The sequence below is a fragment of the Leptospira andrefontaineae genome (assembly GCF_004770105.1).
Taxonomy (GTDB): Bacteria; Spirochaetota; Leptospiria; order Leptospirales; family Leptospiraceae; genus Leptospira_B; species Leptospira_B andrefontaineae.
The window spans coordinates 181,936-203,645 of record NZ_RQEY01000010.1 but is presented as its reverse complement, the minus strand read 5'-3'; the positions used below and the strand labels follow the sequence as shown (position 1 = coordinate 203,645).

The 21,710-nt window shown below is 40.4% G+C and carries 19 protein-coding genes; 14 read left to right on the top strand and 5 right to left on the bottom strand.

All coding sequences use genetic code 11. The features are described from left to right. The first annotated feature begins 85 nt into the window (after positions 1 to 85). The 3 genes from EHO65_RS05710 to EHO65_RS05700 are packed head-to-tail and all read left to right on the top strand — an operon-like array spanning position 86 to position 3,177. Complete coding sequence (locus EHO65_RS05710) at positions 86 to 1,225, top strand: S1C family serine protease (protein ID WP_167482010.1); 1,140 nt, start codon at positions 86 to 88, stop codon at positions 1,223 to 1,225. A gap of 4 nt (positions 1,226 to 1,229) precedes the next feature. Continuing rightward, positions 1,230 to 2,264: a Holliday junction branch migration DNA helicase RuvB gene (gene ruvB / locus EHO65_RS05705; RefSeq protein ID WP_167482015.1), complete on the top strand. Its 1,035-nt coding sequence runs from the start codon at positions 1,230 to 1,232 to the stop codon at positions 2,262 to 2,264. Next, positions 2,242 to 3,177, top strand: coding sequence for an energy transducer TonB family protein (locus EHO65_RS05700; RefSeq protein ID WP_135773181.1), 936 nt, complete (start codon positions 2,242 to 2,244; stop codon positions 3,175 to 3,177). The genes ruvB and EHO65_RS05700 overlap by 23 nt, the downstream gene beginning before the upstream one ends. Before the next feature lie 32 nt (positions 3,178 to 3,209). Here the strand turns inward: EHO65_RS05700 and EHO65_RS05695 are convergent, their stop codons facing one another. The 3 genes from EHO65_RS05695 to EHO65_RS05685 form a co-directional block, all read right to left on the bottom strand. Beyond that, the gene (locus EHO65_RS05695; RefSeq protein ID WP_135773180.1) at positions 3,210 to 5,255 is read right to left on the bottom strand and encodes an adenylate/guanylate cyclase domain-containing protein; all 2,046 of its coding nucleotides are present in this window, start codon (positions 5,253 to 5,255) and stop codon (positions 3,210 to 3,212) included. Between the two features lie 248 nt (positions 5,256 to 5,503). Beyond that, positions 5,504 to 5,863, bottom strand: coding sequence for an LIC12806 family lipoprotein (locus tag EHO65_RS05690; protein WP_135773179.1), 360 nt, complete (start codon positions 5,861 to 5,863; stop codon positions 5,504 to 5,506). A 4-nt stretch (positions 5,864 to 5,867) separates the two neighbouring features. Beyond that, complete coding sequence (locus EHO65_RS05685; RefSeq protein WP_135773178.1) at positions 5,868 to 6,860, bottom strand: hypothetical protein; 993 nt, start codon at positions 6,858 to 6,860, stop codon at positions 5,868 to 5,870. 106 nt (positions 6,861 to 6,966) lie between these two features. Here EHO65_RS05685 and EHO65_RS05680 point away from each other — a divergent pair, with 106 nt between their 5' ends. From EHO65_RS05680 to carB, 5 genes are all read left to right on the top strand, one after another. Continuing rightward, complete coding sequence (locus EHO65_RS05680; RefSeq protein ID WP_135773177.1) at positions 6,967 to 7,158, top strand: hypothetical protein; 192 nt, start codon at positions 6,967 to 6,969, stop codon at positions 7,156 to 7,158. Beyond that, complete coding sequence (locus tag EHO65_RS05675; RefSeq protein WP_425269328.1) at positions 7,128 to 7,730, top strand: hypothetical protein; 603 nt, start codon at positions 7,128 to 7,130, stop codon at positions 7,728 to 7,730. The genes EHO65_RS05680 and EHO65_RS05675 overlap by 31 nt, the downstream gene beginning before the upstream one ends. Then, positions 7,727 to 8,320 carry an RsmD family RNA methyltransferase gene (locus tag EHO65_RS05670; protein WP_135773175.1) on the top strand — a complete coding sequence of 198 codons (594 nt, stop codon included), beginning with the start codon at positions 7,727 to 7,729 and terminating at the stop codon, positions 8,318 to 8,320. Before EHO65_RS05675 ends, EHO65_RS05670 begins: the two co-directional genes overlap by 4 nt. After that, positions 8,301 to 10,562: a sulfatase family protein gene (locus EHO65_RS05665; protein ID WP_135773174.1), complete on the top strand. Its 2,262-nt coding sequence runs from the start codon at positions 8,301 to 8,303 to the stop codon at positions 10,560 to 10,562. Before EHO65_RS05670 ends, EHO65_RS05665 begins: the two co-directional genes overlap by 20 nt. Positions 10,563 to 10,632: 70 nt before the next feature. Then, positions 10,633 to 13,944, top strand: a complete 3,312-nt coding sequence (gene carB / locus EHO65_RS05660; RefSeq protein ID WP_135773173.1) for a carbamoyl-phosphate synthase large subunit — start codon at positions 10,633 to 10,635, stop codon at positions 13,942 to 13,944. 238 nt (positions 13,945 to 14,182) lie between these two features. On the opposite strand, the gene EHO65_RS05655 is transcribed toward carB, so the two are convergent. Both EHO65_RS05655 and EHO65_RS05650 read right to left on the bottom strand, forming a co-directional pair. Further along, positions 14,183 to 14,485: a HigA family addiction module antitoxin gene (locus EHO65_RS05655; RefSeq protein WP_135773172.1), complete on the bottom strand. Its 303-nt coding sequence runs from the start codon at positions 14,483 to 14,485 to the stop codon at positions 14,183 to 14,185. Positions 14,486 to 14,493: 8 nt separating this feature from the next. Continuing rightward, positions 14,494 to 14,775, bottom strand: coding sequence for a type II toxin-antitoxin system RelE/ParE family toxin (locus EHO65_RS05650; RefSeq protein ID WP_135773171.1), 282 nt, complete (start codon positions 14,773 to 14,775; stop codon positions 14,494 to 14,496). A 186-nt stretch (positions 14,776 to 14,961) separates the two neighbouring features. Here EHO65_RS05650 and EHO65_RS05645 point away from each other — a divergent pair, with 186 nt between their 5' ends. From EHO65_RS05645 to flgE, 6 genes are all read left to right on the top strand, one after another. Continuing rightward, positions 14,962 to 15,159 (top strand): hypothetical protein, encoded by a 198-nt coding sequence (locus EHO65_RS05645; RefSeq protein WP_086446179.1) that lies wholly within the window; start codon positions 14,962 to 14,964, stop codon positions 15,157 to 15,159. Between the two features lie 337 nt (positions 15,160 to 15,496). After that, the gene (locus EHO65_RS05640) at positions 15,497 to 17,050 is read left to right on the top strand and encodes a catalase (RefSeq protein WP_135773170.1); all 1,554 of its coding nucleotides are present in this window, start codon (positions 15,497 to 15,499) and stop codon (positions 17,048 to 17,050) included. Between the two features lie 55 nt (positions 17,051 to 17,105). Continuing rightward, a complete protein-coding gene (locus tag EHO65_RS05635) occupies positions 17,106 to 17,678 on the top strand; it encodes an ankyrin repeat domain-containing protein (protein WP_135773169.1) in 573 nt (190 codons plus the stop codon). A gap of 141 nt (positions 17,679 to 17,819) precedes the next feature. Further along, a complete protein-coding gene (locus EHO65_RS05630; protein ID WP_135773168.1) occupies positions 17,820 to 19,298 on the top strand; it encodes a flagellar hook-length control protein FliK in 1,479 nt (492 codons plus the stop codon). A 10-nt stretch (positions 19,299 to 19,308) separates the two neighbouring features. Continuing rightward, positions 19,309 to 20,034: a flagellar hook capping FlgD N-terminal domain-containing protein gene (locus EHO65_RS05625; protein WP_135773167.1), complete on the top strand. Its 726-nt coding sequence runs from the start codon at positions 19,309 to 19,311 to the stop codon at positions 20,032 to 20,034. A 30-nt stretch (positions 20,035 to 20,064) separates the two neighbouring features. Further along, on the top strand, positions 20,065 to 21,459 hold the full coding sequence (flgE, locus tag EHO65_RS05620; protein ID WP_135773166.1) for a flagellar hook protein FlgE: 1,395 nt from the start codon (positions 20,065 to 20,067) through the stop codon (positions 21,457 to 21,459). Positions 21,460 to 21,710: the final 251 nt, after the last annotated feature.

Genomic DNA, 21,710 nt, shown 5'->3' with positions numbered 1-21,710 from the left:
ATTGGAAAGCCACTTGACATGAGTGGTTTTGCTTCGAATGCTGAAAGCTCATCTACCGGAATCCCATTCCCGAGGACAGGAATCCATGAAAAAAACCGACAGATTCAAAAATTTCCTGGTGATAGGCATATCCGTAATGGCCGGAGTGATCCTCTCTCCGATCTTGTATTGCGGAACAGGAAACGACAGTGCTTTATTTTTAAATGCTAAATCGGATAGAGAACCAAGCGCATCCGCAAAAGCAGCAGTATCTATTCAAAAAGCATTCGAAGAAGTTTACGAAAATGTTTCTCCAAGTGTTGTTCTAATCGCAACCGAAGGAACAGTAAATGTTCCTCAATACAATGATCCATTCCAAGAATTTTTCTACGGACCTCAAGGTAGAGTAAGAAACCAAAAAAGAAAAGTGAGCGGACTTGGTTCTGGCTTTATCCTCAATAAAGAAGGATATATTCTCACAAACGATCACGTAGTTCGTAATTTCGATAAATTTAAAGTAGTTTTTAAGAATGTAAAAGAACCTGTTTCCGCTAAGTTGATCGGAACAGATCCAATGATAGACGTTGCACTTCTAAAAGTAGAGGCAAACCAAGATCTACAACCTATCGAGATTGGTGATTCTTCCGCAGTGAAAGTGGGAGACTGGGCAATTGCGATCGGTGCTCCATTCGGTTTGGAACAATCCATGACTGTAGGAGTGATCTCCAAAGTAGGAAGAGGTGGTATCGATAATTCTGGAGTTCATTATATCCAGACAGATGCAGCGATCAACCAAGGAAATTCAGGAGGACCACTTCTCGACATCAACGGAAGAGTGGTCGGTATCAACCGTATGATCGTTTCTCCAAGCGGTGGATCTATCGGTTTAGGTTTCGCAATTCCGATCAACGAAGCTAAGGCAATCGTAGAAGAATTAAAATCAGGCGGAAAAGTCAAACGTGCTCGATTAGGAGTCGCGTTAGATGATCTTACGGAAGAGACTGCAAAAGAGCTTAAACTTTCCGGACCGGAAGGTGCATTTGTTCGTCAAGTCCAGAACGGTAGCGCTGCCGCAGAAGCAGGTATCGATGTAGAAGACGTGATCTTGGAGATAGACGGAACTAAGATCAAAACTGCGAATGACGTGGTTTCTAAGATCAGGGCTTCCAAAGTAGGACAACGTGTTTCTATAGTTGTGTTCCGCAAAGGCCAGATCCTAAAAGTTTCGGTTAAGCTGGCGGAGTGAAAAAATTTTGGCAGGACATACCTTAAATCCGGAGGATAAATTTGACGATGAGATATCTCTTCGTCCCTCCTTATTCTCCGAGTTTATAGGACAAAAAGAGATCCTGTCCAATCTAGGCGTCTTCGTAGGAGCCGCCAAAAAAAGAGGCCAGGCCCTGGATCATGTGCTTTTATCCGGGCCACCTGGTCTAGGCAAGACAACACTTGCAGGTATCATTTCCCAAGAACTTGGGACTAGGATCGTAGTAACTTCTGCCCCAGTACTAACAAGAGGGGCAGACCTTGCAAAATTACTCACAGATCTTGAAGAAAGAGATATATTATTTATAGATGAAATACATTCCCTAGGCCGCAAGGTAGAAGAGATCTTATACCCTGCGATGGAAAATTTCATGATCGATCTTCTTGTGGGGGAAGGGATCACTGCTCAAACCATCCAGATCAAATTAAAACCATTTACTCTGATCGGAGCCACTACTCGTAGCGGACTCATCTCCGATCCACTCAAGAGTAGATTTGGGATCCATTTCCGATTGGAATATTACGACGATGCTGAAATGAAAGATATCGTCCTTCGATCCTCCAAGATCCTCGGTTACGAGATAGAAGAGAACGCTGCATTCGAGATAGGAAGAAGATCCAGAAAAACTCCGAGGATCGCAAACCATCTTCTTAAAAGAGTGAGGGACTTTGCAGAGGTAAAGGGAGAAAAAAAAATCCGAATTCCCTCCTGTGAAGAGGCATTTTCCCGTCTAGGAATAGACGAATTGGGGCTGGATAGAATGGACCGACAGATCTTAGAATGTATGATCGATCGGTACAAGGGTGGACCAGTCGGCTTGAAGCCAATTGCCGCAGTAATTGGAGAGGAAGAAAGGACTTTGGAAGACCATTACGAGTCCTATATGGTAAGAGTTGGCTTGATCAATAGAACCTCCTCCGGTAGAGTTGCCACAGAGAAGGCTTATAAGCTGATGGACAGAGTCCCTCCGGCTTTTGGCAAAAGAATAGAAGAAGATGCGGCTCCCGGCCTTTTTTAAAAGCGAAATAGATAACACAGGAGATTTAGGAGAAGACGATCGTCGCCTTCTATTTGCCGCATTTTTCGTATTTGCATTCGCTTCTTTCTTAGTAGCTCACTTATTCACTCGCAATATTCTATTTAAGATCTTGGGAGAAGACCCAATCGTTCAGGTAAAAGAAAGAGCAGAACGAGAAAAAATTTACGAAGTACTATTAGAACAAGAGTTCGTAGACAAAAGGATTAAGGACGAATATAAAGCACTGTCTAACGTAGAGTCTGCAGGTTCCGGCGGGATCACAAAGGAAAAAGGATTTCATACACTTTCTCCTTTCCGGGAATTTGTGATGGGAAATATTTTCAGAAATCCATCCAAAGCAAGCCCTCAAAATTCCCAAAAGAAAACGGAAGAAGAAAAAGTATACGAAGTCGCTATCCTAAAACAGGATCCGGTAGAATTCACAAATCCTAACGAACAAACTCCGGAGCAAACTCCAGCTACCGGAAGAATGACCAAGATCCCATTCAATTATCGATTCCAACAGGATATGTTATTTCGTTGGGACGGAAGTTCTTCTATGAGTGTTCCTACTAAGAAGCTCGTGGGTTACGAATATTTCAAAAGAATGCTTCGCCAGATTGAGCAGAGTTTTTCTCCTCCTGGTGGAGGAAATTTCGGATATCGTGACGGTGCAGGAACTGTTATCAGAGAAGCAATCGAACCTGGAGAAGCAAAAGTACAATTTTTGCTAAACGACGCGGGTCAGGTTATAGATACAAAACTTATCTCTTCCCAAGGGCAATCTCTTGTGGATCAATCCTGTGTGGACGCGCTTAGAGGACAAAACTTCGGAAGAGTCCCTGAAGAAGTAAAAGCCCAAGGAATGATCTACGGAATTACTTTTATCTTCCCTCGTATTTACAGAAGATAATAGATTTCATACTTCTCTTGAAGTCCTGAAGATCAAACGGCACTTAGTTTCAGATTTAATTCATTTCTTAAAGTTTCGAATTTTTCGTTCGGGGAAATTCCTTTTGCATCTATGGAAAGTTCAGAGCGAATTGAACTTACGAAGTACATATCCACTTCTCCCTTTCCTTTTGCTTGGATCTTTCCTCTATGCTCGCATACAAAAAAATCTTTTACTAGTTCGTAAGTGGAACCGGACACATTTAGATGCCCTGGTTTACCTGAGGATTCCATTCTGCTCGCAAGATTGACTGCATCTCCCCAAACGTCATAAGCGAATTTATTGGAACCTATTACTCCGGAGGTCACTGGTCCTGTATGAACTCCTACTCTTAATTCCCAGAAAGGAAGTCCCATTTCTGATTTGGATTCTGCAGTTTTATTCATGAATCTTAAAAATTCCAGACCGGCTAAGCAGTTATCCACTGCATGAGTGAAATTCGTATTTGGGATTCCTCCTGCACACATATAAGAATCGCCGATCGTTTTCAGTTTTTCTAAGCCTAAACGGGATACGATAGAATCGAATTCAGAAAAACAATTATGTAGATCTTCTACCAGATCTTTTGGAACCATCTCTGCTGCAATTTTAGTAAATCCCACAAAGTCTGTGAATAGTATACTCGCCGATTCGTAATAAACAGGAGTGACTGATCCTTTGGATTTTAATTCTTCTGCTACAGGTTTAGGAAGAATGTTCAGTAATAATAGATCTGTTCGGTCCCTTTCTTCCGCGAGTTCTTTTGTTCTTTCTACTACCTTTTTCTCCAGATTGACTGATAATTCTTCGCTGGTGTTAAATGCAGTTGCGATCCTTCTACCCAATAAAGCTGCATCAGCAAACGTCAATAAGAATAGACCTGCAGGAGTTAGATAGCCAGGTCCGACATGAAATTGATAAAAAATAAAATCATTCAGAACGGCTGCAAAGAATATTCCTAAGCCGAGTAACATCAGTTTCGCGCCCTGTAATCCTTTGAATATAGCTATGGCTAACATGACCATACCATATATTCCACCGATTACGATCAATGCTTGGTAATAAGGAAGTGTGTAGCTGAAAAGCGCGGGAGGAAGTACTATAATTGAAAGAATTGGAGGAACGGATAACGTTAAAATGACAATCATGGATGTCCTTCTGAACTGAGAAGGATACAAAGTCCTCATGAACATAGCCATAAAGGGGACTCCTAAATAAAAGGAGAGATATTCTACCCTGATAAAGATATTCCAAGGGACATTCCTGAATGTTTCTCCTATAAATCTTTCACCGCTTGTAAGTACTCTGGAAGTGATAGCAAGACAGGTAAGAGAGAACCAAAGGATCTCCATTTCTTTTTTACGAAATAAAAATAGGCCCATATGATATAAGCCCATGATCAGCAAAGATCCTGCCAAAAACGCGTTAGTCATCCTGTTCCGATCTCTTGCAGAGAAAATTTTAGAAGAATCTCCAAGTAAGATCGGCATTTGAAATCCGCCATTCCTATGGTAGTGATTCGAAATATACATCACTAGATCCACTTGTTTGGAATGAGGAACAGAACTGGTTTGAGCAAGATATTCAGGACTTTCTTCTTCTGGAGAAGTACCAGGATGCCCATTATAAGCGACTAACTTGCCGTTCCAATATAAAGAATATGCGGAACCTTGGCCATCGTCTATTCGTATCGCGAGATCGGGAGTATGTTCAGGAAGATATAATCTTAGGTGATAGGTGATGTATCCGATTGCGGGTAAAGGTTCTCCTTTTAAAAGATGGCCGTTCCATACATCTGGAATCGGTATAAATCCGCTTGGATCTGAAACCAGATCTTCTTGGAAATTTTTAGGAGGAATGAGTTCCTTCCAATAATATCTCCAGTCTCCGTTTAATTCTACTGTCCCATCTTTTTCAAAATCCCAGTTACTTAGATCTAAGGTTCCATTTTCTGCCTTGGGCCTTTCTTTACCTTTTACTTCAGCACAAGCGGAGAAGGATAAAAAACAAATCAGAATTCCGAAAATAAAAAAACGAGTTGGACGACCTGAATCACTCATATGCGTAGATCAATAGGGGAGAAAAAAGCCATTCCAGCGAGCACTTTTTACGATCCGGTCGGTTCTTTTGGAATTATTTGAGAAAAGAGTTTGCTTATCGCTCGTTTGAGTAGTGCTTAAAATTTGAGGGATATATTTTTCTAAAATTCAAGTAGAATAAGGATTCCGTCGTATTTGAATAAAAAAACTGGACACTAACGACTGCGAGAGTTTTGAATGCGGAACTTGTTACTAAAGATAATTTCCCTTTAAAACAGATCTTTAATCGCCTTCCAAAGTTTGGCGTATTCTTTTTTTCTCTCGTCTTTATCTTTTAATTTTAATAATGTCTTTTGGAATCCGTTTGTGCCGGTGATCCTTACGCGGTTTTCATTTAGAACTTCTACTTCGTAGAAGACTTCGTCCACTTTATAGGAAAAATTCAAAGTGCTCGTGGACTTCATTGGATATTCTTTTTCTTCTAAGATAGCCTTTGCATTCCTGAAGTCCAGGTATACACATTGTGTGTTTTTGAGCATAGGTTCGCAGAATTTTCCTGCAGGAGGAGGGACTGGTTTAACTCCACAGCCTAAAATTAATATAAATAGAAGCGAAAAAGAATATTTCATTTTCTTAATCCTCTACTGGCAATTTCGTTTTCAGGGTTTGATTTTTGGAAAGTATCTCTCTTGCGAGTTGTAAAACTTCTTCCTTTCTATCTCCCGAATTCGGATAATATTCTTCTAATAATACGATCGCTTTTGGCGAAAGGTTCTGGTAATAGAAGATCCTTGCTTCTAAAATTTTAGAACTTCCTGTCAGAAAGTCCTCGTTTACATTTTTGACCCTTCTTAAATAATTTAAGGAAGAAACATATTGTCCCGCCCTAAATTCGGATAATGCGATCAAAAAATCGGATTCTCTTGCGGAAAGTAGTAAAGAGCCGGAGATATCTTGTTGGGAAAGGATCTTTTTCAAGAACTCTGTATTTCCGGAAAGGGCACTTCCCACCAAACAGGTCCAAGCATAACCTGATTTCAATTCAGGGCTTAATTTTTCAGGCTCTATGGAGATCAAAAGTTTATTCAATGCGGAACGACTTAACTTTTGACGAATGGATTCTCCGAACGCAATCAGATAACGGTTGTCAGTCGATTCTAAAAATTCAGGATCGATTGCTTGTGCTCTAAGCGCCTGTCTGTAAGAATCTTCTACAAGGGGAAGATAAGAGCTATCTTGTTCTAAAAATTCTTGGAAACCAGTATATGCAATTTTAGAAAGAGTGACTGAGTCGAATCTAAAACCTAATAGTAAAAATTCATAATATCCGGAAAGGGCGGCATAATGATAAGAGATCCCTTCTTTAGGATTAGAAGTCACGAAATCTTTTGCGGTAGATTTGAATTCTTTGATCTCTCCTTCTTTTGGCTCACCTTTTACTATCCCTTCTTGGAGTAGTTTTCTTTCTTTTTCTAGAAGTAAACGCCTATCTCCTGCGAACAGGTTTTTGATATCTTGCCTGAAAAAAAACGCGATCCCTGCCAAACCTAGGAGGATCAAAAAGAACACTAACGGTTTGTAATTCGCTTTTTTTCTGTAACTTCTGTGATTGGATTGGTAGAGCATGTATAAAGTCAGATTCTAAAAAAAGCCCGGACCTTTCACTTATTTTTTGGGGTTGGAACTCCTACTCTAGCTTGACTCTCGGACCCCTCCTGGATTCCGTGTAAATATGCCTTATAATTATGATTTTGACGAGGATTACGAAACAGGTGGCGACGAGGACTACCTCGACGAGGACGCCGTAACTTTTGTATGCGAGGATTGTGATCATCGTTGGGAAGATGATGCCGAAGGATCTTATGACGGCCCAGAAAATCATATCTGCTCCATGTGTGGCTCTTCAAGCGTAATCGAACTCTAATCTTTTTGCGGTCCGGCTTTTTTTCAAAAGTATCATTTCGGGCCGCTTTCCAAATACTTACTATACTCTTTTTATTTCCGGATTCTACCTATTCGGTTGATTTCGATCAAGTGTATGAATATTATAAAAAAGGAAACTATGACACCTTAGTAAAAGTTTCCAGATCCGGTCTTAGGTCCGGAGAATTGGATTATAAGATCCTTTTATTATATGTCGCTTCTGAGTCCAGTTTAGAGGAAATAGACAAAACTCTTCTAAGCATTTATTCCAGATCTAAGGAACAACCTTCCATTTTTTATAATTCTGTTTTTTTATTTTTAGAACGTGCATTGGTTTTAGAATCTTACGAATCAGGGGCTCGCTGGGGAAAAATTTTCCTAACTAAAGGGGAGGCCTCTGTTCGGTATTCCGAAGGTGTTTACACATATGCGTGTATATTGTATTCTTCTCAGGAATATGAGGCTGCGAGTTCCATTCTTGCGAAACTTAAATCTGTATCGGCAGATTCTAAACTGGGGAAACGGATCCGGATATTAGAGATGAATCTGGAAAAGAGAAAAGAGGAAAAATGAAACCTGGAAAAAAATCAAAGGGTTCAAAGGGTTTAAGGATCCAGACCGGGGAATTAAAAGGGAGATTGATCCCTTCTCCAGTGAGTCCTGAGGGTAAGAGTAATTTTACTCCTGCGATCATTAAAAAATCATTATTTGATATCATCGAATCTTTGCAGTTGCAAGGCCGTTTGAATTTAGAAGACGCTGCGTTTGTGGATCTGTTTGCCGGTTCCGGTCAAATGGGGATCGAATCACTGAGTAGAGGTTTTGCTAGAGCCGTGTTTTTGGAACTTGCCTGGGACAGGTTTGAAAGCCTAAAAGGTGTTTTAGATAAATTAGGAAAACCTCATTTAGTTTTACGTAAAGACGCTTTCAGATTCTATTCCGGTTTTGATATTCCTGAAAAAACAAAAGTGTATTTTATGGACCCTCCTTATTCTTTTTGGGACAAGAAGACAGAAAAGTTGAAAAACGTAGTAGAAGAGATTGCCCAAAACGAACCGGGTGTGGCGGCTATTATTGTCCAGTCTCCTCTTCCTTTGAACTGGGAAGGATTTACTCCTCGTTCTTTCGGAAGGAATACTTTGAATGTCAGAGTTCTGGCTTAAATTCAAAAGCCTAATACGATCAGAATGGACCTCCGGAAATCCTTGGATCCATTCCGGAGTTTTCGTATTTGTTCTGACTCTTCTTTGTCTTCTTACCAATACTTCTTTGCATGTAATGGGAGTGGATATCAGTGAATTTATTCCTCTTTTTTACGGATTGATCCCTTTATTGTTGAGGGACTTAGGCGGAGTATTCGTTTCTTCTTATGCTTTTTTTGTGGGGACAGCGATCTTATTTTTAGGTCCTGATTTTTCGGAATGGAAACATGGAAAGAGGATTAGGATATATAATATTTATCTAATTCTATCTTCTGTTTTGTTTCTTTTATTCTGTGGCTCTGTTTCTGAATATCCGCAAGTATATGGAGAATTTTTCTATTATAGACATTCTTGGATGGTCGGGATACTATATTTTATTACGGATCATTTTTCCCCCTTCTTCTTTAAATTCGTTCTGTTTTTATTTTTAGCCATCCAGGTGATCCGAACTGGACTCTCCTTTTGGAAATCTAAATATTACGAGTCTCTGGTTAGATATTCTATTTTTATAATATTATTCTATTCCTTTCATCTTCTCGGGTCTGCCTGGGGAGTTTTGGTTGCTTCGGCATTTTATTCCTTCGATATTCAATTTTCCCGTTCTAAGAAAAGTTTAGTCTTTGTTACTGTCGCACTTTTGGGTTTTGGATTTTCATTTTTTACTAGAGTTCATGAAAAGAAAGAAGTATCGAAAGATACTTTAGAACATTCTTCTAATACGAATGTTCTTATCATTTCTGCTGACAGTATCCGCCAAGACCAATTAGGATTTGTAAAAGGGGAGAAGGATAAAACCCCGAATATAGATCAATTAGCTTCCGAGTCCCTTGTGTTTTTGGACCATCATTCCACGATCCCTAGGACATTTCCTTCTTGGGCGGACTTCCTAAGTGGAAAATATTCTTTTGAACATGGGATCCAGGATATGTTCCCGGATAAGGAAGATCGTTCAAAATTAGGGAATGTGGTGGCTACGCTTCCGGGTATTTTAGGTAAATCTCATAGAACGTTTGTGGTTTCTTCTTTTGCGGGAGATATTTTTCCAAGAGCGAATTGGGGATTTCAAAATGTAGATGCTCCGAATTTTAGTGCGGAGACATTAACACAACAAAGAACGATTGAGTCTCAGGTTTTCTTTCTTCCAGTTTTGACCGGAACTTTTTTTGGAGGAGGGGAATATCTTTCTTCTATCAGATCTCTTCCAAGCCTGGGGGATGATTCGCGGATCTTGCCCGATCTATTTTCTGTATTTGATAAAAAGGATCGTCCATTTTTTGCCCTTTATTTTTCTTCAGTAACTCATTTTCCATATAGTCCACCTTATCCTTTTTATAAGAATACTGATCCTAACTATTATGGACCTTCTAAATATTTCCGTTTCGTGGATCCGAGTAATTCGGAGAAACCTGATAAAAAAGAGCAGGAGCAAATTCGTTCTATATATTCTGCCTCATTGACTGCTTTCGATTTTTCCGTCGGGAAAATTTTGGAAGAACTGAAAAGAAGAAGTTTATATGACGACACACTTATCATTCTCACTTCCGATCACGGAGAATCCTTGTTCGAAGAGGATCATAGCCATGGTCACGGAGAACATTTGAGAGGGGAGGGTGTTACCAAGATCCCTCTTATCATCAAGTTTCCTAAATCTTTTGAGAGAAAAGAAGTCCGCAATTTTAAAGGGATCACAACTTCCTTGGATGTATTCCCTACGATCTTATCTGTTGTAGGAGTTCCTACAAGTTCCGAGCTTTTTTTGCGAGGGAAGGATCTGACCAAACTTCCAAAGGCGGATACTTGGGCTGAGGATCGGTTTGTGTATTCTGAGACTGGGATTTGGTTTTCGGATCGAGGAGATCATTTTTTCCAGAAAGATAGGATCCGTTATCCGAATATCCTAGAACTTCATACGATCGATCCGAATGACGGAAATAGTGTGACTGTGTCCGATCCATATGCAAAGGAAACCATTCTTTTTTCCAAACATAGAATGCTCCAAACCAGGACCAAAAAGCTCATCTATATTCCGAGTCCAAATGGTGTGTTGTATTCCTGTTACGATAGGATTTCCGATCCTTGGAATACGAAACCACTTCCGGCTTCTTCTTGTGGAGATTTGCAGCGTAAGTTGGAACTCCTACTGATCGGTTCCGGGAAATGGAAGAAGGCGGGAGACTATTTCCTCCCAAAATCGGAACCTTGATCGAACTGTTTTTTCTTTCTTGTTCGGAAAGACTTGAAGTACAGGCCAGAATAAAAATCCTGGAAATAATATGCCCAAAAGGGAAGATCTCCGCTCCGTTCTGATCCTGGGATCCGGGCCGATCGTTATCGGCCAAGCCTGCGAATTCGACTATTCCGGCACCCAGGCCGCCAAAGCCCTTCGAGAAAAAGGAATTCGAGTCATTCTTCTCAATTCCAATCCTGCTACTATCATGACTGATCCAGATCTTGCGGATGCCACTTATGTGGAACCACTGACTGTTGCAGTCGTCCAAAAAATTTTGGAAAAAGAAAAGCCGGATGCGATCCTACCAACTGTAGGAGGTCAAACAGCATTAAACCTGGCATTGGCCTGCCATAACGCTGGAATATTAGAAAAATATAATGTAGAACTCATCGGTGCCAAAATAGACGCGATCAAAAAGGCGGAAGATAGAGAACTTTTTAAAAAAGCAATGGAGAAGATCGGGGTCAAAGTTCCTCGTTCCGGGCTAGTAACGAATCTAAAAGAAGCGGCAGAGATCAAGGCTCAGATTGGACTTCCCCTGATCGTAAGACCTGCATTCACTCTGGGCGGAACCGGAGGAGGGATCGCTTATGACGAAGAAACCTTCGACGAAGTGGTTGGAAAGGGCCTTAAGGCTTCTCCTATCAGCCAGGTATTATTAGAACAATCCGTTCTTGGTTGGAAAGAATTCGAGTTAGAGGTGATGAGAGACCTCGCCGATAACGTAGTAATCATTTGTTCTATCGAAAATATAGATCCAATGGGTGTTCATACTGGCGATTCTATCACTGTTGCTCCTCAGCAGACACTTTCCGATAAGGAATACCAAAATTTAAGAGATATGTCCATCAGTATCATCCGTGAGATCGGAGTGGAAACCGGTGGATCCAATATCCAATTCGCAGTAAACCCTGAAAACGGCGATGTGATCGTGATCGAGATGAACCCTCGTGTTTCCAGATCTTCTGCACTTGCTTCAAAAGCAACAGGATTCCCTATCGCAAAGATCGCAGCGTTACTCTCCATTGGATATTCCTTGGATGAGATCAAAAACGATATTACAAGAGTTACTCCAGCTTCTTTCGAACCATCTATTGATTATGTGGTGACAAAGATTCCAAGATTTGCTTTCGAGAAGTTCCCAGGCACGGACGATACTCTTGGGGTTCAGATGAAAGCTGTGGGAGAAGCCATGGCAATCGGAAGGACTTTCAAAGAAAGTTTCCAGAAGGCAATGCGCTCTCTTGAAATTGATCGATTCGGTTTCGGTTCCGACGGAAATTTTGCTGAACTAGTCGAATTCCATACATTATCCGTTCCTCAAAGAAAAGAAAGGATAGATTCATTCTTACGCAGACCGAACGATAAACGTATCTTCTATGTTAAAAAAGCATTGGAAGAAGGTTATAGTGTAGAGCAGATCCATAACCTTTCCAAAATAGATCCTTGGTTCTTATATCAATTCGAAGATCTACAGAATTTAGAAAACGAATTTGTACAAAAAGGGAATTCCGTTTTAGGAAAACTGAAAAAAGCAGGATTTGCCAATAGACAGTTAGCTTTCCTTTCTAAAAAAGCGGAGATAGAAAAGATACTCTCTTCTTCCCAAACTCCTGATAAGAAAAAAGCAGAGATAGGTTCCGTTCTCAGAAAAGAAGAAAAAAACCTGGAAGAAGTATTAGAATCTTCTAAAATAGAGCCTATCTATAAGAGGATCGATACTTGTGCCGGAGAATTCGAAGCTTATACTCCTTATTTTTATTCTTCTTACGATGAAGAAGACGAAACGAACGTAACTTCTAAAAAATCAGTTATCATTTTGGGCGGTGGACCTAATAGGATCGGACAAGGGATAGAGTTCGATTATTGCTGCTGCCACGCTTCCTTCGCACTACAAGACCTGGGAGTGGAATCCATCATGGTGAATTCCAACCCGGAAACAGTTTCTACAGACTACGATACTTCTGACAGATTATACTTCGAACCTCTTACCTTAGAGGATGTAATTCAGATCTACAAAAAAGAAAAACCGGATGGGGTTATCATCCAATTCGGTGGACAAACACCTCTCAAACTTGCAAAAGATCTGGAAAGTAGGGGAGTTCCAATTTTAGGAACAAGCCCTGATTCCATAGATAGGGCGGAAGACAGAAAACGATTCGCAGAAGTATTAGAAAAACTGAAATTGATCTCTCCTAAGAACGGAATAGCTACTTCTATGGAAGAAGCTAGAAAGATCGCAAATCATATCACTTATCCGGTGCTTGTTCGCCCAAGTTATGTATTGGGTGGAAGAGCAATGCTTATCATCAGCGAAGAAAAAGAGCTGGATAAGTATATGGAGAAGGCCGAAGAAATTTCAGAAGATAGACCACTTCTGATAGATTCCTTTTTAGAAGACGCTGTAGAAGTGGACGTAGATGCACTTTGCGATGGTAAAGATGTATTTATCGCAGGGATCATGGAGCATATTGAAGAAGCTGGGATCCATTCAGGAGATTCAGCATGCGTTCTTCCTCCTCAGTCCTTGTCCAAAAAAGTATTAGATGATATCAGAAGCGCCACAAGAGCACTTGCATTAGAATTACAAGTCAAGGGTCTGATCAATATCCAATATGCTGTTAAGGAAGAAGTAGTGTATGTGATCGAGGTAAACCCTCGCGCTTCCAGAACGGTTCCTTTCGTATCCAAGGCTCTTGGACATCCTATTGTAAAATATGCTACTCGTATCATGATGGGGGAGACATTAAAACAACTTCCTCTTCCTAAAGAAATGGCATTTCCGACAGTAAACGTGAAGGAAGCAGTATTACCTTTTAATAAATTCCCTGGAGTGGATACGATCCTCGGACCTGAAATGAGATCCACAGGAGAGGTGATGGGAATCGCCGACACTGCCGGAGAAGCATTCTTAAAATCCCAGTATATGGCTGGAGAAGAACTTCCTTCTCAGGGAACTGTATTCGTTTCTGTAAATGATAAGGACAAAAAAGATCTACTGAAGTATATCAAGGATCTTTCTGATCTAGGATTCATTTTGATCGCTACGGAAGGAACCCATAAGTTCTTATCCGAAAACGGAATACTTTCTTCTAAGATCAATAAGGTATATGATAACCAGTTCCCTACTGCATTGGATTATATCCGCGAAAACAAGATCCATCTTATACTGAACACCCCTCTTAGTAGAGTAACCAGGGATGATAGTTTTGCGATTCGCCAAGCAGCGATCCGCTATAAGATCCCTTGTTTGACCACCGCAAGTGCAGCCAAGGCTTTAATCAAAGGAATGGTGGAGATGACAGATAAAGGTTTCACTATTCGTTCTTTGCAAGAGATCCATAGTCCTAAGTAAGACATATGAGTTGGGCGACTTCTCGCTTTGCGAGAACCGCGCTCTCCGCTCAATCAGCGAAGCACCATAATAATTCTTTAATATTAGGGCCCTCTAACTTTTACGATGGTGCATCGCCGGATTTCCGCTACGATCGCTGTCGCATTGTGATCAGAATGTCTTCCGACGGATCGGTATACCTTTGCTCATCTATTCTCACGCAAAGCAAGAGGCGTAATTTATACGTCGTTTTGAAGTATTAAGCGCTAATTAATTCTTTATAATTTCTAATTTCTTTCAATTCGCTTGAGATTCGCTCTCTTTCTTCGCGAATCTCATATTCGTCCTGAATGCCCATCCAGAATTCGACGGAATTGCCAAAAAACTTTGAGAACCTTAGAGCTGTATCTGCTGATATACCCCTTTTACCATGAATGATTTCACTTATTCGAGTGGGATTAAGCTTTGTCTCTTTAGCCAACCGATATGCAGTAATATTCATAGGCAAAAGAAACTCTTCATGTAAAATTTCACCAGGATGTATATTTGGAATCTTTTTCATAATAACCTCTAATGATAATCAACTATTTCAACATCAAAAGCATTACCGTCTTTCCATTTAAAGCAAATCCGCCATTGATTATTGATTCGAATACTATATTGTCCTGCTCTATCTCCAGAGAGTCTTTCTAAATGATTTGCAGGAGGAATTTTAAGATCCTCAATTTGTTTCGATCGAGCAATCATCACTAATTTTCTATAAGCAATCGATTGAATTTGATTGGGAAGTTTCTTCGAAAACTCTTGGTCCCATATCTTTTCTGTTTCCTTCGATTTAAAGGAATTTATCACATCTTATATTCCTGTATTCCGTTAATACTGTCAAACAGGAATATCGAATGAAATTTTTAAAACTAATAGTTTGATTGAGTAATCTTCTGAAGGATGAATTTCAGAGAATTTTTTGTCAATAATGAGACTCAAAATCAATTTGACAGTTCTTAAGCCAAGAAGATCCTAAGGGAAACGAGGACTTATATGGAAGAATATTGCCGCCCGATCCGGATTTCAGAAAGGAACTATTTCATAGTAGATCTATGCGCAAATTGTGGCCATGTGCATCTGCACTTCGAGAACGGCTCTTTGAAAATGGACCTTCATAAGTTGGAGGACCTGCATAAAACTGTCCAAGATGCCCATGCTTGGATCTTGGAAGAACTTGCAGGTTATAATTGAAGAAGGCTCGTATCGATTTTTGCCTCTAGCGTATGGATTTATTAAGCCAATATGCATAAATAATCTTAGAATCGATCGGAAATTTACGTTCTATTTGCTCTGCCATTTTCCTATCTATTAGCCGCCTAGTGAGCTTCTGCCAGGCGGAATTTTCTCTTCTTACATTCATTTGAACTTTCAGTAATCGGGTATGGAGTTCCTACCTATTACAAAATTTCTAATAATTATGCCGATTTGACATTTTATTTTAGAATAGTTCTAAATTTTTTCTCTTTCTAAACATTTTTGAATTGTTCTAGAATTAGAATTATTCTAAATATTGGTAAGAGGTATAAATATGAAAACCAAGATTATTAGCGGACTTCTATTTCTCGGAGTCATTTTCTCCCATTCTATTTTGGGAGAAACTTTGACTAGAGAGAATGGAGCTCCTGTTGGAGATAATCAGAATTCCCAAACCGCGGGAGATTCAGGTCCGGTGCTTCTACAGGATTCTCATTTGATCGAAAAATTAGCTCGTTTCGATAGGGAAAGAATTCCGGAAAGAGTTGTACACGCAAGAGGGACGGGAGCCTACGGAACATTCACAAGTTACGCGGATCAGAATGAACTTACTAAGGCTTCCTTATTCTCTAAGAAAGGAAAACAAACAAAAGTATTCGTTCGTTTTTCTTCGGTAGTTCATCCAAGCGGTTCTCCGGAAACCTTACGAGATCCGAGAGGATTTGCGACTAAGTTTTATACGGAACAAGGAAACTGGGATCTTGTAGGAAATAATCTTCCGGTATTTTTTATCAGGGATGCGATGAAATTCCCGGATATGGTACATTCCTTAAAACCTTCTCCGGTAACTAATCTGCAGGATCCGAATCGATTCTTCGATTTTTTCTCACATGTTCCTGAAAGTACGAATATGTTCACTTACTTATATTCCGATTTGGGAACACCGGCAACCTATAGGGAAATGGATGGGAACGGTGTGCATGCTTTCAAATTCGTAAATTCTTCCGGGAAAGTTTCTTATGTTAAGTTCCATTGGAAAAGTTTACAAGGAATCAAAACCTTGAACTCGGATGAATCCGCAAAAATACAATCCCAAGAATTCAATCATATGACAAAAGATTTATATGATTCTATCAAGAAGGGAAATTATCCTTCCTGGGAATTGGAAGCTCAGATCTTGGATCCTGAAAAATTGAACGATTTGGAATTCAATCCTTTGGATCCTACCAAGGAATGGATCCGTATTCCGAATTTGAAAGTTGTGGCTTTAGGAAAAATGACCCTGAACCAAGTTCCGGAGAATTTTTTCGAACATACGGAACAATCCGGTTTCGCCCCTTCTAATTTAGTTCCAGGGATAGAACCTTCTGAGGACAGACTATTGCAAGGAAGACTATTCTCTTATGCAGATACCCAAAGATATAGATTGGGCGTGAATGGTATCCAACTTCCTGTGAACCGTCCGATCAGTGTAGTTTCTTCTCATGGTCAGGATGGGGCCTTGAAATATTCGGAAGGAAAAGGGAATATCAACTACCAACCGAACTCCTACCAGGGAGGACAATCCAGATCCGGAGGAATGTATTCCGAAGAACCGAGTTATAAGTTTTCGAACTTTAAACTAAGCGGCACGACCCAACAGGCGATGATCCGGAAAACATTAAACTTCAAACAAGCCGGGGAACTATACAGAAGTTACAACGAAAAAGAAAGATCCGCTTTGATCAAAAACTTCTCCGGAGATTTGAAAGCCGTTCAAAATCCTAAGATCAAAACTAAGATCATTGCTCATACCTACGCAGCGGATCCGGAATACGGAGAAAGATTAGCTAAGGAAGTAGGAATCGATCTGAAAGAAGTGAAAAAAATAGCAAGCGAACTGGAATAAATTTTTCCGGGATGAAAGAACATTGCGGCCCGAACAGGGCCGCAGGGAAGGGGTTATGAAATTATTTTACTTTTTTCTAATATATTTTGTATGCGGGATTTTTTATTTTTTATTGGCCCAGGAAGAAGGTTATAAAGCGGTCCAAGATGAAAATTCAAAGTTTTATGACTCCGCGAAAGTTGGGGACCTGGTTTCTCTCGGAAAATTTTTAGATTCCGGGATACATATCGAATCCAAGGATTCCAAGGGATACACCGCCTTAATTTATGCAGCCTACTACGGACAGGAAGAGACTGTGGAATTCCTACTTTCGAAGGGAGCAGATCCTTGTTCCAAAGACAATCGAGGAAACACTGCTCTTATGGGCGCTGTGTTTAAAGGTCATCTTGGGATCGTAAAAAGGTTATTTCAGGCAAAATGTGTGGTGGACCAAAAGAACGTCTCCGGACAGACCGCACTCATGTATGCAGCCCTTTTCGGGAGGGTGGAAATCTTTAAAGTTCTTCTGAATTACGGAGCGGATCCGAATTTAAGCGACGATTTGGGAAATACAGTGTTTTCACTTGCAGAAGGGCAGGGACATACGGAAATTTTGGATCTTCTTATGGTAGGAACTCATTCCCATTAGGGGAACTTCATAAATTTATCTTCCGGAACCGATTTCAGGCAGGGCAACATGTGACATAATCCTATAAAGGAAGAAGATAATCTTATAAATATATCAAGGAATCCACAGATCTTTCGATCCTTATACTGCAAGGGGCAAGCTATGCAGATCAGAACGGAAGGGCCAGGCAGAGAAGACGGATATTCACTTTCAGCGGAGCCAAAGGTATCTAACGTCTCCGAAAAAACTTCAGCTCCTTCCGTGAGTTTTATGGATCTGATGAAGTCCATCCAACTCCGTTCCCAAAAGGTTTTGGAAGAAGGGCAGAAGTCCGAGATCAAAGAAGAAAGACCTTCCGAACTAGAAGAATCCAAAGAGCCTGAATTATTTGTAAGATCCGAAGAGGAAGATGTAGAAGAGACAGATTCGGAAGAAGAGAACGAAAAATTAGTTCGTCTTTCCGAGAAGAAGGTCCAAAAGGCAGAACTGGGAGAGATAGATCCCGAGTCGGAAGAAGAGGTCGATGCAGAATTTGAATCGGAAGATTTAGATTCTCCTTTTATTACTCAGATGAGCGTATTTTTAGCGGGACTCGAAGCTAAAAAAGAAAAAGATCTAACAAGTGCTGCAAACCAAGAAGAATCAGTATCATTCAAAAAGACCCAAAAACATTCCAAAGAAGACACTCCTAAGGCTGAACAAAAAGAAGAATCCGGGAATGTTTCCGTTATAAAATCAAATCAACCGGAAGAAAAACGTTCTATTAAAGAAGCCAAAAAAACTCCAGAAAAGGAAAGCCTGGATGAAGGTTTAAAAAGTTTGGAAGAAGCACGCAAATTTTCCAAACCTGCAAATGAAGAGAAAATTCTAACTGTATTAAAAGATTCTCATAAAGAGAATTTCATTCCTGAATCCGATAACTGGAAGATCACCAGAGAGAAAAAACAAGAAACTCTTTCTATGGTTTCCAAAAGCCAGGCAGCTAAAGCAGCTCAGGTGGAAGAAGCTTCTAAATCCGATACTTCCGGTAAAGGTTCCGGGAACCAAGATTTCTCCCAAAGAAATGGGAACGAAACTACATTTACTCTTTTAAAAGCCGGCCTTGGAGTCGTGGAGAAAAACCAAGAAGTTTCTGGACAAAATTCTAAAACTTCCAAAACAAATCCAGGCTCTTCTATGGATCGTTCTCAGATGAAGGAAAACTTCCAGAGATTAGTTCAATCAGCAAAATTGAATATTGTTGAGAATGGTAAATCGGAAGCTACTCTTAGATTGAATCCGAGAGAGTTAGGAAGAGTTTCATTACGCATTACCGTAGAGGACGATAAGGTCCAAGGTAAAATTTTAGTAGAGTCGGATCAGGTTAGAAAATTATTCGCAGGTGATCTGGAACAACTTCGCAAAGATTTTAAAGAACAAGGATTAGATCTTCAGTCCTTAATAATCGAATCAGAGGATTCATTACGCATGAGTTGGGATGGACAAGATTCTTCCCGCTTTTTTGACCAAGAAGGTTTTGGATTTGAGGCTTCCGGTTTTTCGAATTCTTCCGATTTGGAAGAAGTTTCAGAAATGGACTCTATAGAAATTTCGGAATTCGCCGAAAAGAATACTGATAAACGCTTAAACATTTTGGTTTAAGGAGAGGATCATGCCTGAAGCAAACGCAGTTTCTAATGAAGCTACACGTAGCCGTTATCTCGAAGGAGACAGAAGTTACGATTTAAGGAAGCATTTTGATAAATTGGAGAAAGAAGAAAAAAGCGGACTCCAAGGTATCGAAATTCGATCCACTGCAAAAGCATTAGGAAAAGATGATTTTCTAAAATTGTTGATCACTCAACTTTCTTCTCAAGACCCTACTAATCCTGTTAAAGACCAAGACTTTATCGCGCAGATGGCCCAATTCTCCTCCTTAGAGCAGATGAATAATATCTCTCAAGGAATCGGTAAGATGACCAATCGCCAAAGTTTCTCTCTTGTAGGTAAGATCGTATCCGGTCCTGATTTTGTGACCGGAGAGAATGTGGTAGGGACCGCAGGCGCGTTGTTCTTCGATGGAGAAGGTAAATCTTTCGTTAGAGTAAACGGAAGAACCGTAGAAATTGATGCGATCACTTTGATCACCGATCCTGCAATTATCAATCAACAGGAAGGACAAGCAGGAGCACCAGCAGCTCCTAAAACTGCAGCGCCTACTGGAGCAGGATCTTCTCTTAATACGCCTGTAGGAGTTCCTACATCGCAATCACAACAATTTCCAGAAACATTACAAAATCAGAATGTGGGAACTTCCCAGGATCCAGGTTTTGAAGAAACAAGTTCCGGAGCTCCAGGCTGGAGTTTTCCAGGAAAACCGAACGATAGCAATTATTAATTAAATAGAAAATTTCGAGGTATAAGCGCCATGATGAGATCCCTTTATTCAGGAGTTTCCGGTTTAAAAAACCACCAAGTGAGGATGGACGTAATCGGTAACAATATTTCTAACGTGAACACTCACGGTTTTAAAACGGAACGTGTCACTTTTCAGGATATGATCTCCCAAGAGTTAAGAGGAGCTTCCGAGCCTAAGGAAAACATAGGAGGGGTTAACCCTCAGCAAGTTGGTCTTGGAGCATTGATCGCTGCGATCGATAAGATCATGACCCAAGGTGCTTTACAAACCACCGGTAAAAACACCGACGTTGCAATCTCTGGAGAAGGTTTCTTTATCGTTAAAGATGGGGACAAACAATTCTATACAAGAGCCGGTGCGTTTAACTTAGATAAGAATGGTTATTATGTAAACCCTGCAAACGGATTGAAGGTGCAAGGTTGGAATTCCCGCCTCGATGAAAAAGGGAATAAGTATATCAACTCTTCTGCATCCATCGAAGATATCGTGATCCCGGTATATTCTAAAGAACCTGCAAGAGCTACTTCCAAAGTGGATTTTAGATCCAACTTGAATTCTTCAGTGCAAGCAGTTCCGCCTGATGCAACCCAAGAAGAGATCACTGCAATGATCAATGATCCGGATCCTAAGGCAAGAAGAGGACATGTAACTACTATCAAAGTTTTTGATGACCAAGGTGCTGAGAGAGAATTCAAAATGGAATTCTACAAAGTGCGTGAGAATACTTGGAAAGCAAGAACGTCCTTAACGGATTCTACTCAACTTTCCGTGGATGTTGCTGCTACCGGTGGACAAAACACCCAAATGCCTGGTCTCACCGAGCTTGAGTTCGGATTCACTCCTGATGGAAAGATCGTTTATGTTTCCGATGGAACCGATGTGATGAACACTGGAAAACTGAATGCGAAAGTTTCTTTCAAACTTCCTGGAAACCCACAAGTTCAAAGTTTTGATCTGGCTTTAGGTGAAGCCGGAATGGTAGACGGGATCACTCAGTTCTCTTCCGACTTTACTACTAAAGCAGTAAAACAAGACGGATACACTATGGGATATCTGGAGTCCTTCTCCATTGATAATTCCGGAACAGTTACAGGTGTTTATTCCAACGGTATAAAACAACCTTTAGCAAGAATTGCAACTGCAGTTTTCAATAACCCGGCCGGTTTAGATAAGGCTGGTGATACGATGTTTGCCTTCTCCAATAACTCGGGTGAACCTTTGATCGGAGAAGCCGGTATCGCAGGTAGAGGAAAGATCAACGCAGGTCTATTAGAAATGTCGAATGTGGATCTATCTGATCAGTTTACTGATATGATCGTTACTCAGAGAGGTTTCCAAGCGAACTCTAGAACGATCACTACCACAGACCAAATGTTACAGGAAGTCCTGGGTCTGAAACGTTAATCGTTAACTTAGATCTCCTATTCATTTTGTTTGCGCCCGTTGGATTTCTTCCTTCGGGCGTTTTTCTTTTGTTGCAACTATAGCTGCACAGTTTCACGCCAAGCCGCTAAGTAGAAAAGGTTCTCCAGTTATAATCCAGTATCTTCTTCTCTTTGCGCCTTTGCGTGTAAAACCCCTACCTAATAGTAAAATCTATATTATTTCAGATTGTAATACTTATACTTTTTTCGAATCTGATCTATAACGTTATA